Source organism: Thalassobaculum litoreum DSM 18839 (assembly GCF_900102465.1).
In the GTDB taxonomy this organism is placed as follows: Bacteria; Pseudomonadota; Alphaproteobacteria; order Thalassobaculales; family Thalassobaculaceae; genus Thalassobaculum; species Thalassobaculum litoreum.
The window spans coordinates 85,328-99,013 of record NZ_FNBW01000012.1 but is presented as its reverse complement, the minus strand read 5'-3'; the positions used below and the strand labels follow the sequence as shown (position 1 = coordinate 99,013).

Annotated in this window: 13 protein-coding genes; 6 read left to right on the top strand and 7 right to left on the bottom strand. The window is 63.8% G+C overall.

What is annotated here, in order from left to right:
* Positions 1–66 precede the first annotated feature (66 nt).
* The 4 genes from BLS34_RS18490 to BLS34_RS18475 all read right to left on the bottom strand — a co-directional run bounded on the left by BLS34_RS18490 (position 67) and on the right by BLS34_RS18475 (position 3,736).
* Positions 67–1,173: an ABC transporter ATP-binding protein gene (locus BLS34_RS18490; protein WP_093152688.1), complete on the bottom strand. Its 1,107-nt coding sequence runs from the start codon at positions 1,171–1,173 to the stop codon at positions 67–69.
* Entirely contained in the window at positions 1,170–1,955 is a 786-nt protein-coding gene (locus tag BLS34_RS18485) for a DeoR/GlpR family DNA-binding transcription regulator (protein WP_093152686.1), read from the bottom strand. Before BLS34_RS18485 ends, BLS34_RS18490 begins: the two co-directional genes overlap by 4 nt.
* A 117-nt stretch (positions 1,956–2,072) precedes the next feature.
* Positions 2,073–2,744 carry a DUF6064 family protein gene (locus tag BLS34_RS18480; protein ID WP_093152684.1) on the bottom strand — a complete coding sequence of 224 codons (672 nt, stop codon included), beginning with the start codon at positions 2,742–2,744 and terminating at the stop codon, positions 2,073–2,075.
* Positions 2,744–3,736 (bottom strand): aldo/keto reductase, encoded by a 993-nt coding sequence (locus tag BLS34_RS18475; RefSeq protein ID WP_093152682.1) that lies wholly within the window; start codon positions 3,734–3,736, stop codon positions 2,744–2,746. Before BLS34_RS18475 ends, BLS34_RS18480 begins: the two co-directional genes overlap by 1 nt.
* 149 nt (positions 3,737–3,885) lie before the next feature.
* Here BLS34_RS18475 and BLS34_RS18470 point away from each other — a divergent pair, with 149 nt between their 5' ends.
* The 4 genes from BLS34_RS18470 to BLS34_RS18455 are packed head-to-tail and all read left to right on the top strand — an operon-like array spanning position 3,886 to position 7,454.
* Positions 3,886–4,896, top strand: coding sequence for a C4-dicarboxylate TRAP transporter substrate-binding protein (locus tag BLS34_RS18470; protein WP_245702033.1), 1,011 nt, complete (start codon positions 3,886–3,888; stop codon positions 4,894–4,896).
* Positions 4,897–4,947: 51 nt separating this feature from the next.
* A complete protein-coding gene (locus BLS34_RS18465; RefSeq protein ID WP_093152680.1) occupies positions 4,948–5,418 on the top strand; it encodes a TRAP transporter small permease in 471 nt (156 codons plus the stop codon).
* Entirely contained in the window at positions 5,412–6,692 is a 1,281-nt protein-coding gene (locus tag BLS34_RS18460) for a TRAP transporter large permease (RefSeq protein WP_028795751.1), read from the top strand. Before BLS34_RS18465 ends, BLS34_RS18460 begins: the two co-directional genes overlap by 7 nt.
* Before the next feature lie 39 nt (positions 6,693–6,731).
* A complete protein-coding gene (locus BLS34_RS18455; protein WP_245702031.1) occupies positions 6,732–7,454 on the top strand; it encodes a GntR family transcriptional regulator in 723 nt (240 codons plus the stop codon).
* Between the two features lie 42 nt (positions 7,455–7,496).
* Here BLS34_RS18455 and BLS34_RS18450 read toward each other — a convergent pair whose 3' ends face one another.
* Positions 7,497–7,793 (bottom strand): hypothetical protein, encoded by a 297-nt coding sequence (locus BLS34_RS18450; protein ID WP_139189393.1) that lies wholly within the window; start codon positions 7,791–7,793, stop codon positions 7,497–7,499.
* A gap of 2,404 nt (positions 7,794–10,197) precedes the next feature.
* Between BLS34_RS18450 and BLS34_RS26250 the strand changes: the two genes are divergently transcribed.
* Positions 10,198–11,025 carry a hypothetical protein gene (locus BLS34_RS26250; RefSeq protein ID WP_139189392.1) on the top strand — a complete coding sequence of 276 codons (828 nt, stop codon included), beginning with the start codon at positions 10,198–10,200 and terminating at the stop codon, positions 11,023–11,025.
* On the opposite strand, the gene BLS34_RS18440 is transcribed toward BLS34_RS26250, so the two are convergent.
* Both BLS34_RS18440 and BLS34_RS25555 read right to left on the bottom strand, forming a co-directional pair.
* Complete coding sequence (locus tag BLS34_RS18440) at positions 10,988–11,674, bottom strand: recombinase family protein (RefSeq protein ID WP_093152674.1); 687 nt, start codon at positions 11,672–11,674, stop codon at positions 10,988–10,990. The two genes, BLS34_RS26250 and BLS34_RS18440, sit on opposite strands and share 38 nt — an antisense overlap.
* Before the next feature lie 91 nt (positions 11,675–11,765).
* On the bottom strand, positions 11,766–12,488 hold the full coding sequence (locus BLS34_RS25555) for a hypothetical protein (RefSeq protein ID WP_139189391.1): 723 nt from the start codon (positions 12,486–12,488) through the stop codon (positions 11,766–11,768).
* Between the two features lie 70 nt (positions 12,489–12,558).
* Here BLS34_RS25555 and BLS34_RS25550 point away from each other — a divergent pair, with 70 nt between their 5' ends.
* Positions 12,559–13,659 carry a ComEC/Rec2 family competence protein gene (locus BLS34_RS25550; RefSeq protein WP_139189390.1) on the top strand — a complete coding sequence of 367 codons (1,101 nt, stop codon included), beginning with the start codon at positions 12,559–12,561 and terminating at the stop codon, positions 13,657–13,659.
* Positions 13,660–13,686: the final 27 nt, after the last annotated feature.

The following is a 13,686-nucleotide window of genomic DNA, read 5'->3' as shown; positions in this document are numbered from 1 at the left end:
ACTCCTCACTACGGGTGTCTGGTCGTATTCGGGGGCCTTCGCCGGTCCGGCGCGGCCCTCTTGGGGTCACGGCCCGGCGGACCGGGAAGTGACGGTTGGATTCGGGAAACCGGGGGCCGCCTCGATCCGGGCGCCGGTGGCGGCGTCGAACAGGTGCTGATGCTCCGCCGGCCAGATGAGGTTGACCCGCTCGCCGGCCGCGACCGGGTGACGGGTCGCCACGCGGGCGACGAGCGGCTGGCCGGCGATGCGGCAGTCGACCAGAAGATCGGCGCCGAGATACTCGACCTGCTCGACCGTGGCCGGCACGCCGCCGGCATCGGCGAGCGCGATGTCCTCCGGCCGCACCCCGAGCTGCACCCGGTCCGGGAGAGCGGCGTGTGGCGGCGCAATCGCCGTCCTGTCCCCGGCGATGCACCAGCCGCCGTCACCCGGCGCCAGATCCAGGATGTTCATCGGCGGCGTGCCGATGAAGCGGGCGACGAAGGTGCTAGCCGGCTTGTCGTACAGGGTTCGGGGATCCGCGTTCTGCTCGATCCGGCCGCCGTTCAGCACGATGATCCGGTCGGCCATGGCGATGGCTTCCACTTGGTCGTGGGTGACGTAGACCATGGTGATGCCGAGCTTGCGCTGCAGGGCCTTGAGCTCGACCCGCATCTCGTGGCGCAGCTTGGCGTCCAGGTTGGAGAGCGGCTCGTCCATCAGGCAGATCGGCTTCTCGGCGATGATCGCCCGGCCCAGCGCCACCCGCTGCTGCTGGCCGCCGGAGATCTGGCTCGGCCGCCGGTCCAGCAGACGCTCCAGGCCGAGCAACCCGGCAACCCGGGCCAGCCGCTCGGCCCGTTCCGCGGCGGGCACCCGGCGGACCTTCAGGCCGAACAGGATGTTCTCGGCCACGTTCAGATGCGGGAACAGGGCGTAGGACTGGAACACCATGGAGATCTGGCGGTCGTTCGGCGGCCGCCTTGTGACGTCGGCGCCGTCGATCAGCACCGCGCCGTCCGTGGCCTCCTCCAGCCCGGCGATCAGCCGCAGCGTCGTCGACTTGCCGCAGCCGGACGGGCCGAGCAGCACGGTGAACTCGCCGGCCGGGGCGGTGAAGCTGATGCCGTCGACAGCGACCGCGGCGCCCCAGGCCTTGCGCAGGTCGCGCGTTTCGATGGCGACGCTCACAACCCCGCTCCCTCGGCGCAGAGAACGAAGTCGTGGCCGGCGACGGCGATCAGCGAGCGGATGGCGGCCGGCGGTTCGCGGTCACAGAACACGACATCGGCATCGCTGATCCAGCCGCCGCGCACATGGGCGGCGCGGCCGAACTTGCTGGCATCCAGCACCAGGTAGGAGCGCCGCGCGTTGCGCCGGATGGTCTCGCGCACCTGGACCTCGTGGCGGTTGAAGTCCAGCAGCTCGCCGTTGGCATCGACGCCGCCGACGCCGTACAGGCCGATATCGACCTTGAAGCCCTCGAAGAACGCCTCGGCATCGGCGCCGAGAATGTCGCGCGATCCGGGGCGGACCGCGCCGCCCGGCACGTGCACCTCGACCGCCGGCAGCGCGCAGGCGTTCACGGCGGCGACCAGGTTGTTGGTCACGATCGTCAGGCCGCGCCGGCTCGCCAGATGCCGCACGGTCAGCGCCGGCGTGGTACCGATGCTGATGGCGATGCTGGCCCCGTCCGGAATATGGGCCTCCACGACCCGGGCGATCTGCTCCTTGGCGGCGAAGTTGAGGGTCTGGCGCTCCTCGAAGCCGATATTCTCGGTCGGCAGCGGCAACTCGACACCGCCGTGCCGGCGGCGCAGCACGCCCACATCGCTCAACTCGTTGATGTCGCGGCGGATGGTCTGCGTGGTGACGCCGAAATGCAGGGCGAGGTCGGCGACGGACTGGAACCCGTTCTGCCGGACCAGCTCGGAGATTTCCGCCTGGCGTTCGGATGTCACATGCGTCGTCACGCGGCGCCCCCGTCGATCGATCAGGGCTCTGACCTATCCGCGGGGTGTGACAGCCACGTCATCTTTGTGTGACGCTCAAATGAACATTCATTCGAACATGGCGCGCGACGACCCCGGTCAGCCGCTCCGACGCATCCGGGAGACCGCGGCAGCGGCAAGGAGCGCCAGGGCGACCGGCGCGAAGAGCCAGGCCTGGAGGGTGCCCAGCGTGGCCAGCGTGGCACAGCTCGCCACGCACCACAGCGCCGCGACGATGCCGACGATCATGGCCGGCCACCGCCGCTCCGCCGCGAGAACGGCGCCGAGGGTGACGATCGCCGTCGGATCCGGCGTCAGGGCGAAGATCTCCGCACCCGCCATCCCCCGCCCCAGATAAAGGGCGGCGGCCAGGGGCGCCGCCAGGCCGTAGAGGCAGAGCGCTACCCCGATCCATCGGCGCGCCCCGCCCGGCGATGGCACCAGCGCCCTGGCGGCGAAGCCGAGCACCGCGATCAGGACCGCCTGGCCGAGGAACATCGGGATCAGGTCGCCGGCCATCCAGTTGACGGTCGCATAGCGCGGCAGGAAGGCCAGACCCGCGACCGCCCAGGCCAGGCCGAGGATGCCGGCGATAGCACGGCCCGCCCACCAAGGGCGCCAGACCAGAAGCGCCGGCACGGCGAGCCCGGCCAGAAGCGCCGGGATCTGCGCCGGCGAGAGTTCCGCGTTGTGCAGCTCGAAGAGCCGCCAGTAGACCCGCTCGGAGAACAGCAGGAAATCCTGCGGGCTGTAGGTCAGCCAGGTTTCCATCAGATGTCTTGGATGTGCCGGGCCAGTCGTTCGCGCAGCGCGTCATCCGGCAGCGGTCCGGTGGCCGCCAGCACGTTTTCGAGAGCGTGCTCAGGCTTCGTGGTGGCCGGGATCGGGATCGTCGCCGCCGGGTGCGACAGGATGAACTTCAGCACGAGCTGCGCCCAGGTCTCGGCACCGAGCTCGGACGCCCAGCCGGGCAGCGGCTCGCCCTCCAGCCGCCGGGTCAGCGCGTCGCGCCGGAACGGCCGGTTCACCAGCACCGCCATCCCGCGCTCGCGGGCCAGGGGCAACAGACGGTCCTCCGCCTCCCGGTCGACCGGGTTGTAGGTGAGCTGCACGAAATCGAGATCCTGGGAGCGCATGATCGCCTCGAAATCGCCGTGGCGCCGGCCGTGGGAGGTGGTGATCCCGACGTAGCGCACCTCCCCCGCCGCCTTCATGGCCGCCAGGGTGTCGAGATGCGCCTCCCACTCCACCAGATTGTGGACCTGGACCAGATCGAACCGGGGCACGCGCCAGTTCTCGCGCGACCGCTCGATCTGGGCACGTCCTTCATCCGTGTCGCCGGTCCAGACCTTGTCGGCGGAGAACGCCGCGTCCCGCCGCCCGAGCCGCTCCAGCCCGGCGCCGATCACCGCCTGGGACGAGCCGTACATCGGCGAGGAGTCGATGACCGAGCCGCCCGCGTCGAGGAAGGCCGCCATCACCTCCGCGCAGTCGGCCCGCAGCACCGGGTCGTCGCCCACATTGAAGGTGATCCAGCTGCCGAGCCCGACGGCGGGCAGCGTGTCGCCGGTCGACGGGATCGTGCGCCGCAGGACGGGGCCGGCGGTCGGGGCGCCGGTCTGTGCCCCGGTCTGGGCAGCAGCCGGGCCAGCGCCGATCCCGAGGCCCGCGCGGGACAGGCCGGACAGGGTCAGGGCGGTAGCACCGGCGGCCAGAAATCGGCGGCGGCCGGTTCGGGTGGGGATCCGTTTCGCATCGGTCATGCCGCATTACTTGGCCCGCGATCCCGGCGGGACAAGCGGGGGCCGTAACCATCGGTAGAACCCCGATTGACTCTTCCGATCGACCCTAACTAATATTTTAGTGTTAAAAAAATAACAAATGGCCGCAGCGCCATGTTTGGAGGAACGTCATGAGAAACGCGACAAGACGAGTGCGCCTGCTTCCCGCCATGAAAATGCTGGCGATCGGGCTGGCGATCGGTACGGCCGTGGGTGGATGTTCCGCAACGGCCCAGGCCGAGACGGTGCTGCGCATCGGCACCGTGCTGGCCCCCGGCGACCCGATGGGTCAGGGGCTTGAGAAGTTCAAGAAGGACGTGGAGGCCGCCACCGGCGGGGAGGTCGTCATCGACGTCTTCCACAACTCCCAGCTTGGCGACACGACCGAGATGCTCGACCAGGCGCGGGCCGGTGCCAATGTGGGCACGGTGACCGACGTCGCCCGCCTGTCCAGCTTCGTGCCGTCCCTGGCGATCATGTCCGCCCCGTTCCTGTTCGACACCTACGATCAGGCCGACAAGTTCGCCCTGTCGAAAGACTATCTGGGCTGGGGCGACGAGTTGGCGGAGAAGGCCGGGCTCGTGATGCTGGCCTCCAACTGGTACCAGGGCGCCCGCCACGCGCTGACCCAGGTTCCGGTCTCCGGTCCGACGGACCTGAACGGGTTGAAGATGCGCACCATCGGCGCCCCGGTCTGGATCGAGACGATCCGCGCCATGGGAGCCGAGCCGACGCCGATGGCCTGGGGCGAGGTCTACTCCGCCCTGCAGCTCGGCACCCTCGACGCCGCGGAAGCCCAGCCGACCGCGATCTGGGGGGCGAAGCTCTACGAGGTCATCAAGCACGTCACCAAGACCGGCCATATCCAGCTCGTCACCGCGCTTGTGGTGGGAGCGGAGACCTGGAATCAGATCTCGCCGGAGCATCAGAAGATCGTCCGCGATCTGGCGGTCGAGAACGGCCGCTACGCCTCCGGCCTGACCATCGAGCTGGGCGAGAAGGCGATGAAGGACGTGGCCGCCGCCGGCATCACCGTCAGCGAGGTCGATCTGGCGCCGTTCAAGACGGCGGTGGAGCCGGTCTACGCCATGCTCAAGCTGGAGAAGGAAAAGGCGATCGTCGACGGCATCCTCGGCCGCTGACCCGGGCCCTCATGTCGGCACAGGCAGAGTCCCGGGAGCGGAGAGCCTTGAATGTTGCGTAACCTGGAATCCGCCTGCGCCGTGGCGCTGCTGACGGGGATCGTGATCCTCGTCGGCATCGCCGCCGTCGCCCGGAGCATGGGCAGCCCGATCATCTGGTCGGTCGAGGTCGCCCAATTGCTGTTCGTCTGGCTGTGCATGCTCGCCGCCGACCTGGCGATGCAGCAGCGCCGGCATTTCTGCATGTCGTTGCTGCCCGACAGCCTCGGCCCGCGCGGCCGACACGCGCTGGAGGCGGTCAACCTGCTGATTGTCATCGCCCTGCTCGTGTTCCTGTGGATCTACGCCTGGCGGAACATGGTGCTGATGCACCCCCGGCTGATCGGTGCCACCCAGATGAACGGATCTCTGATCCACGCCTCCATGGTGGTCGGCCTGCTCCTGCTGCTGCGCACCTCGGTGGCGCAGCTCGTCGCCCACCTGCGTAACATGGCCCCTCCGGGAAAGACCGACAGATGCTGATGCTGGTGGCCGCGCTGTTCGCGGTGTTTCTGATCGGCGGGATTCCCGTCGCCTTCGCCCTGGCCCTGGCGTCCGTCCCGGTCTTCGTCCTGACCGGCACCATGCCGCCGACGGTGGCGATCCAGAAGATGGTGACCGCGACCCAGAGCTTCCCGCTGCTCGCCGTGCCGTTCTTCATCCTGGCCGGCAACCTGATGAACGCCACCGGGATCACCGACCGGCTGGTCCGGTTCTCCCGGCTGCTGACCGGCTGGATGGCCGGCGGCCTCGCCCAGGTCTCGATCATGCTGAGCCTGATGATGGGCGGCGTGTCCGGCTCGGCGGTGGCGGACGCCTCCATGGAGGCGCGGCTGCTCGGCCCGAGCATGCTCAAGCAGGGCTATTCGAAGGCCTCCACCGCCGCGATCCTGGCCTTCGGCTCGATCATCACCGCCACCATCCCGCCCAGCATCGGGCTGATCCTGTTCGGCTACATCAACGAGGTGTCGATCGGCCGCCTGTTCCTCGGCGGGGTCGTCCCCGGCGTGGTGCTGACCGCGGTGCTGATGGCCACCACCTGGCTGGTGGCCAAGCGCCGGGGCTACGTGCCCGACCTGCCGCGGATCCCCGCCGCGCGGGAGATCGGCGCCGGCTTTCTGGAAAGCATCTGGGCGCTGATGTTCCCGGTGGTCCTGGTGGTCGGCTTCCGCTTCGGGATCTTCACCGCCACCGAGGCCGGCGTGTTCCTGGTGTTCTACGCCCTGATCATCGGCTTCGGGGTCTATCGCGAGCTGACCCTGGCGAAACTACTTGAGGCGGCGCGGGAGACGGTCTCGGACCTCGGCATGATCATGCTGCTGATCATGACGGCGGGTGTGCTCGGCTATGCCATGACCATCGAGCGGGCGCCCCAGGACATCGCCGGCTTCGTCACCACCCTGACCGCCGATCCGCTGTTGATCCTGCTGCTGGTCATGGGGCTGCTGGTGGTCAGCGGCATGTTCCTGGAAGGGGCGGCGAACATCCTGCTGGTCACCCCCATCGTCATGCCGGTGCTGATCGAGGCCGGATACGACCCGGTGCATATGGGCGTGCTGATCGTCTCGCTGATCAATTTCGGGGGTCTCACGCCGCCGGTCGGGGTTATCATGTTCACGGTCTGCGGCATTCTCGACTGCAAGACCGGCGCGTTCACCCGGGCGGCCTTGCCCTTCTTCGCCGCCATGCTGCTGTTCTTCGCGCTGCTCGTGGCCTTTTCCGGTCTGACCGTTTGGCTTCCCAATCAACTCATGTAGAGGACGCAACCGTTTGGCATGGTGCCCAGGATCACGACGATGACGAAGAATCCCTTCTCGATCGCCGGCAGCGTCACCTCCGAGGACGCGATGCGGGGCGGGCCCCGCCTGACGACCTCGGCACGGGTATATGGCGAGATCCGCGAACGGATCATCGCCCTGGACCTGCCGCCGGACACCATCCTGGTGCGCAGCGAGCTGGCCGATCGGTTCACCGTCAGCCAGTCGCCGGTGCGCGAGGCGATCCTGCGCCTGGAGCAGGACGGCCTGGTGATCTCCTTCCCGCAGTCGCGCACGATGGTGACGCGGATCGACACCGCCCGGGTGCGCGAGGAGCATTTCCTGCGCACCGCCGTCGAATGCGAGGTGGTCCGCCGGCTCGCCGAAGCGCGCGACCCGGACGCCCTGAAGAAGGCCCGCGGCTTCCTGAAGATGCAGGAGGCGCTGGTCGACGACATGGACCAGGTCGACCTGTTCAAGCAGCTCGACGATGCGTTCCATGCGGCCCTGTTCGCCAGCGTGAACCAGTCGAGCCTGCACCAGCACATCCAGGCCCGCTGCGGGCACCTGGCCCGCCTGCGGACCCTGGACCTGCCCAGCCCGGGCAAGACGGCGTCGGTGCTGGACGCCCATCGCGCGGTGGTGGACGCGATCGAGACCGGCGACGGCGACCTGTCGGTGCGCACCATGCGCGAACACCTCTCCGGCTCCCTGCGGCGGATGCCGCAGATCGTGGAGGAGCATGCCGAGCTGTTCTGCTGAGGGCCGGGCGGGGTGCCATACCGGGCGGAGGAAGCGCGTTCGTCACTCCGCACCGTAGGACGGCGCCCGCCACGCGGCGTAGCGCTTAGCGATCCAGGGCGACGCCATGCCGAGGCCGGTGTTGCCCAGCGCCATCGCGACGAACAACAGGCCTTCGTCGGTCGCCCACGCACAGAACCCGGTGGCCGCGAAGATCAGCGCCCACAGCAGCGTGAGGACCGTGTTGGTCTCCTTGAACAGCGGATGCCCCCAGGCGTCCCGGGGCGCCTGCCGGCGGGCGACGATTGTGGTCCACGGCCGGCCGATCAGGACGCTGAGCAGCGAGAGCCCTGCCAACACCGAGAACACTGTGGCGGAGAGCGGCATGCCGGTGGGCTAGCAAACGCGAAACCCGCGTTCAACCCCGAGCGTCCGACCGGGGCGCTCGCTCTGAAATCAGAAATTTGGGAAATTATGGCGGAGGGAGCGGGACCCTCCGGCGAACAACCTATCAAACTGAATATAAAGAATAATTTACTACAACATGTACCAACTTTGCCGCTGTACCAGCTCGGACATCCTATCGGCGCCGCTCGGCTGGTGACAATACGCTGAGAAGCAGAGCGGTTAATTCTATCCGCCCATGAGGGCCGAACGCGCGGTCGTCTCGCTTCCATCCGCGTGATCGAGAACGACGAGGAACTTTGGGTCGCCGTGGCGGATGCCGGTCAGGAACTGGATCTAAGCCAATGTCACCGGGCGTATTGCCGTCTTGGCATCCTGGGAGACCTGAGAAGCCAAGGGACAAATTCGGGACGCCTATGCCAAAGAGACCCTAGCTAGCTCGACGATAACGGACGGCGGGGGACTGCCTGGGCCACAACACCGTCGGGGCGGTTCACGCTCCAAAAGGTCGAGGAAGCTAAGGGATGTCGAAAAAGGTGACGGCGCAGGAAGCGCACCGCTCGTTGGCGAATAGGCGGGACAGGGCGCCTACCCTGCGATCCTGACGCACCCCGTCTCCTCCATACTAATCCATCGACCTCGAGGAACTATGACCACGCGACGGCCTTCGACCCGGACACCTATGCGTCTCCGGGCAACGTCATAGCAGGATGCGGATGAAGTCCTAGGGGCTGGGAGCGTCTTTCAGGCGACCGGCCTCCTCGCCCCTCCCGAAACCCGCAGGAACCCGCGACCGGACTAATTATGTCCGCCCCAGGAAGACTCTCCTCTGTCTGACTAAGATATACCTAGGTGATCCCTAGGTAATCCGAGGAGCTCCCTGGTCTGCCTTGGCGGTCTCTGGTCCTCTTAGGTGGCTAAGGTCTCCTGGTCTGTCCCAGCCGGGCCGCCCCGAAAGGGGCCCCCTCCCTAGGAGACCAAGGAAATCAAGTAGCCCAGAGAGACAGCGGATAGACCGACGATCACCGCCGGGATACTCAACAAGAGAAAGCCCCTGATGACGCGGCCTAGCACGATCAGTAGGTCGGCTAAGGTCATGGGTACCTCCCGGTGGGCCGCCCTATCTTTCGACACTTGGGGGCCCGGTCTTCCTGGGCAACCCCGCAGATGGGACCCGCGTTGAAATTCTGGTGAGATTTAACCTCACCCATCTCCTGATGGGCGGGCTCCGCATTTCCCCCGTGGGTGCGGGTCGGTCCGAGGCGCCCGGCCCGGTCGCGAAGCCGCACGCTGTGCGGTCTGTCTATCGCTGCTCCAGCGGGCCTATCCATCTCCGGTCCAATTTTGTCCGCCTTTGCCCAAGGACGCCACACAGGCGGTCTTTGAGGCTGGTGAGGCCGAGACAGCACTAACGCCCCACCATCACCCAACTTGTCTCGAAAGACCGAGGAGAGGCCGTCTTGCAGACCAAAGTCTCCGCATCTGAAGCAACCGCATCATTCCGCGCCAACCTAGAGCACATGAAGACCCTGGACGTTCCCCACCCGAAAGAGCCGAAGGCAATGAAGGCCATTCGGCGTGCCTGCTTGGACTGCTGTGGCGGACAGCCGGGCGAGGTCCGGCTTTGCCCTGCCGTTGCATGCGGGCTCTGGCCCTTCCGGCTTGGGATCGGACCTGCCGGCCATTGATCATGTGGTTACCTGGGGAGACTTTGGTCTCCCTGGGTTCTCACAGCGACTGAAGGGGTTGGGCGCTATCCCGACCCGTCGCAGCTAAGGTGGAAATCTTCCAGCGTGCGTATGTGAACCACTGTTTGCACGTCCGCCCGCTCGCTACCGTCCCAGCAGTCCATACTCAGTGAGCTTCGTGATCGTTGTCGCTACAGTGCTTTATCCGAACGTCTCCGCATCGGCAAAAGCACTGCCACTGGCATCTGTGCTGACCGTCAAAACCATCTGACCCGTACGGGCGTCGTACAGGTTCAGCTTGTAGGCATAGACCTGCTTGGATCTGCTTTACTGCTGACAACCGCACCGTAAATCGACTAGAGATTTGCGTCGAATAGACGCTCAATAGCTGTGATTTCCCCAACCTGCATCGATATCTCATACCTTCTTGTTCGCTGTAGGGAGTGAAGGCTTGGAGGCCAGGAATGCCCCCTTCTGAAATGCCTACTCGGTGTCCCGTTTCTGGACTTCCAGACTGCACAGCCGTTGTACATCCAAACGATACAACGGTTGTTCGAAGCCACCGGCTACTAGGAGAGGCCTCATTCACGAGCACGCTATATCAGACGCTAATCACCCAGCCTGACCCATCGACGAAACGCGCATTTGGCCGTTGGATCATTGATCGGATCATGACCAACACACTCCCGGTCCCAGTTCATAGTTCGCATTGGGAACAGCATAATCAGTATCGGGACTGGACCCTTACAGAGAAGGCTGATCGCCTATTTCAGTGGCTCATTCACCGGGACAAGACCGCGCCTCTAGAAGCAATCCGTTTGGAGGAAAATTCACCCGAATTTCTCCGAGCGTGTGCTGTGACAGACAGCATGTCGCTAGACGAACTCCAGCTCGTGGCTCTAATCCTTGCCGGGCGAGGACATGTTGAGTTTATAGACCCTGGAGGGCAGGGCGCACCGTCTAGAACTGACTTCAGCGGGCGTGTGCGTCTCACTCCCGACGGTTGGATCGCATCAGAACAATCTCCTGTGGGCGTTCAGAGCGACACTGCATTTGTCGCTATGTGGTTCGCTGCCCCCATGGACGAGGCGAAGAACGCAATCTTAGACGCGATTGAGTCAGCCGGTTACCGACCTGTGATCGTGAGTGAAGAAGCTTTCACTGGGCCAATTATGGATAAAATTCTTGGCGAGATACGTTCCGCAAGATTTCTTGTAGCAGACTACACTTGTGGAAGCGTCCGCGGCGAGGATGGAACAGAACACTATCAGGCGCGCGGAGGAGTATATCTTGAAGCCGGTTTTGCAACTGGTCTTGGGCTGGAAGTTATTTCGACGGTCCGCTCTGATTTGCTGGACCCGGCCCGCCGGGCAATCCATTTCGATGTCCAACAATACAATCATATAGGATGGGATAACCCCACCATACTTCGCGATGCGCTCAAGCATCGAATTGGAGCCATCATTGGCTGGGGACCCCACCGCGCGACCGCTCAATAGTCCTGGAGACTGTGGTCGGCGTCCAGGAGCGCCCTCCGCGCGGCGTCGGATAGCCTTGCGCCTCCAGCCAACGCGCTGCAGCTCTCAGGCCTCCCTGGGCGTCCACGGCTCCCTTGACGACCTCGGCCATGTCATCAGCATATCCGTCGGCCTTCCTGATCCTCGCATCCGCAGCGGCCTTGGCATCGGGCTTCGGCCCGCCCCGGTAACCGCCGAGCCTCGCGCCCCGAGCTTTCGCGGCGGCCAAGGCAGCCTTGGTCCTCTCCGAGATCAGTCCGCGCTCCAGTTCCGCCACGGCGGCGAACTGCTGGAGCATGAACCGTCCGGCCGCCCCCTTGGGCAGGTCCGGGAGTTCTGCAATCCGCAAATCCACCCCCTGCTCCAGGAGCTCCAGGAAGAGGCGAACGTCTCGGGCCAGCCTATCGACCTTGGCGACGACCAACGGCAGCTTGCGGCGTCGTGCTTCGTCCACTGCCTTTCGGAGCTCGGGTCGGTCGGCATTCTGACCACTCTCGACCTCGGTGAAGGCCACTACAGGTGGAAAACCCTCACCTAGGTAGGCCCTAACCTTGGCAACCTGGGCTTCTAGGCCCAGACCCGAGCGGCCCTGCTTGTCTGTCGAAACACGGTAATAGGCTAAGGCTTTCATGGGTGTATCACCATCGTCAACGAACCTAGTAAGTGATGATACATATCAGATACCTTAGTCGATTTTGCAACGGCCCCTTGCCGCCTTTCGATCAACTAGGCGGAGCAACAGGATCAATAGTTTCGAAAAGCTCGCGAGCATACGCCTCTGCATGGACCTGAACGAGGCTTGTACGGATGATAAATATCCAGATCATGGCGGCGATCGCCATCACTCCAACGCCGAGAATGTCGGCTTCCTTTAGGTTCGCAAACTGTCCCTCGGATGCTCGCCACTTGATCCAACAGAAACCCGCAAGGCAGAAGAGATTGATGGCCAGGGCTACGGGACGTAACGCAAGCATGTTTCGGCAAAAGCCATAAGAGATGTTTTCACGACGTACGCCGGTATACTTTTTGGCCTTCGCGCGCCTGCGCACCTCATCCATAGCCGAAGCATAAAGACGATCGGCCTCCGCTTGATCGACGCTTTCGTCCTCCGCTGTAGGAATTATGAACGACGGACCTAAATTTCTCAGAGCAAGGTGAAAACGGGCTTTGGTGTGGGGATTTAGGCGATCATCACGGTGCCTAAGCATCGCAGTCGTTGGCATTCCCCCCCATACCTCGAAGAACTGACTTTCAATCTTCCGGCCACGCGCTCTCGCGTAGCGAGCTAATAGCGCGTAAATGGCCACGACAACCGCACTTCCAAATGTCGCAGGAAGGATTGGAGAGGCGCTGAACTCTGGGACGAGGAGCACCGCGATCAGGACCAACGGCAAAATCGTCAATACGACAGGCGCATGACGTGCTTGGAGATCGTAAGCGTCCATAATGCCTACACTGCCATAATTGAAAATGTCCTGTATCTAATACGCGCTTCTGTATCAAGGGGAGGGGGGAATGCAGATTGAAATAGAATTCTTACCTGTCGGCTCAGGCGCAAAGAGCGGTGACGCAATCGTTCTGCGGTATTGGGATGCCACAGTGGACCGCTGGCGAGTGATGGTCGTTGACGGCGGTTATGAAGTTTCAGGTCACGACATCTGCGAGCACATTCGACGATGGTATAATACTGATTTCATAGACTTTGTCGTAGGCACTCACCCTGACGGCGACCACCTGAGCGGTCTGAAGGTAGTCCTTAGCGAGATGAGGGTCGGAGAACTTTGGCTCCATGTCCCCGAGTATCACACGCCGGAAATTATTCACCTATTCAAGAGCCGCCGCTGGCTTCCTGAAAACCTGCAATTAGCACTGCGACAAGCCTTCCCGAACGTCACGCAACTTATTGAGCTTGCGGTTGCCCAAGGCACCAAACTCAACGCACCCTTTCAGGGGCGACAGATCGGATTGTTCACGGTCATGTCTCCCACAAGATCGATGTATGACGGGCTACTGCCTCAGTTCAGAGCGACCCCAACTCCTGATAGAGAGCTGCTCGCCACCCTGGGTCATTGGCTTAAAGGAATTGGCAAACGAGTGGCTACGGCAACCGAGATGCTAGTTCCCGAAGACTGGCATACGGAGACGCTGAAGGACGGCGGCACGACCTCGGCAGAGAATGAGAGCAGCGTCGTTCTCTATGGTCGCGTTGGAACGCGCGGAGGAGTTTTGCTGACCGCGGATGCCGGTTTAAAGGCGCTAGAAGCCGTAGCACGATACTCAAACGAAAACGGTTTGGCTGTCGGCGACGACTTATGGCTCTTTCAAATTCCCCACCATGGTAGCCGAAACAATGTTTCCCCTCAGGCGCTGAACTACTTCATTGGCCCGCCCGTTTCTGAGGGAACAGAGCGAGAAATCAAATGTATAGTCTCCTCGGCACCTGACGATCTAAAGCATCCGAGGCAGGTGGTCGTGAATGCATTGCTTCGCAGGGGCGTGGCGCCGACAACAACGAAAGAGGGCGCCTTGCGATATCGTAACAATATGCCGGCGCGGGACGGTTGGGGTGCGGTATCACCGCTTACTTTCAAGCGGAATGTTGAAGCATACGACTGAAGAGATTGAGTTCAACGATCCTTCTAA

What these genes read in the sequence shown, in the direction of transcription:
- BLS34_RS18480 (WP_093152684.1), bottom strand. Translation starts at nt 2,744, where the DNA reads ATGGAAACCTGGCTGACCTACAGCCCGCAGGATTTCCTGCTGTTCTCC.
- BLS34_RS18475 (WP_093152682.1), bottom strand. Translation starts at nt 3,736, where the DNA reads ATGACCGATGCGAAACGGATCCCCACCCGAACCGGCCGCCGCCGATTT.
- BLS34_RS18470 (WP_245702033.1), top strand. Translation starts at nt 3,886, where the DNA reads ATGAGAAACGCGACAAGACGAGTGCGCCTGCTTCCCGCCATGAAAATG.
- BLS34_RS18465 (WP_093152680.1), top strand. Translation starts at nt 4,948, where the DNA reads ATGTTGCGTAACCTGGAATCCGCCTGCGCCGTGGCGCTGCTGACGGGG.
- BLS34_RS18460 (WP_028795751.1), top strand. Translation starts at nt 5,412, where the DNA reads ATGCTGATGCTGGTGGCCGCGCTGTTCGCGGTGTTTCTGATCGGCGGG.
- BLS34_RS18455 (WP_245702031.1), top strand. Translation starts at nt 6,732, where the DNA reads ATGACGAAGAATCCCTTCTCGATCGCCGGCAGCGTCACCTCCGAGGAC.
- BLS34_RS26250 (WP_139189392.1), top strand. Translation starts at nt 10,198, where the DNA reads ATGACCAACACACTCCCGGTCCCAGTTCATAGTTCGCATTGGGAACAG.
- BLS34_RS18440 (WP_093152674.1), bottom strand. Translation starts at nt 11,674, where the DNA reads ATGAAAGCCTTAGCCTATTACCGTGTTTCGACAGACAAGCAGGGCCGC.
- BLS34_RS25555 (WP_139189391.1), bottom strand. Translation starts at nt 12,488, where the DNA reads ATGGACGCTTACGATCTCCAAGCACGTCATGCGCCTGTCGTATTGACG.
- BLS34_RS25550 (WP_139189390.1), top strand. Translation starts at nt 12,559, where the DNA reads ATGCAGATTGAAATAGAATTCTTACCTGTCGGCTCAGGCGCAAAGAGC.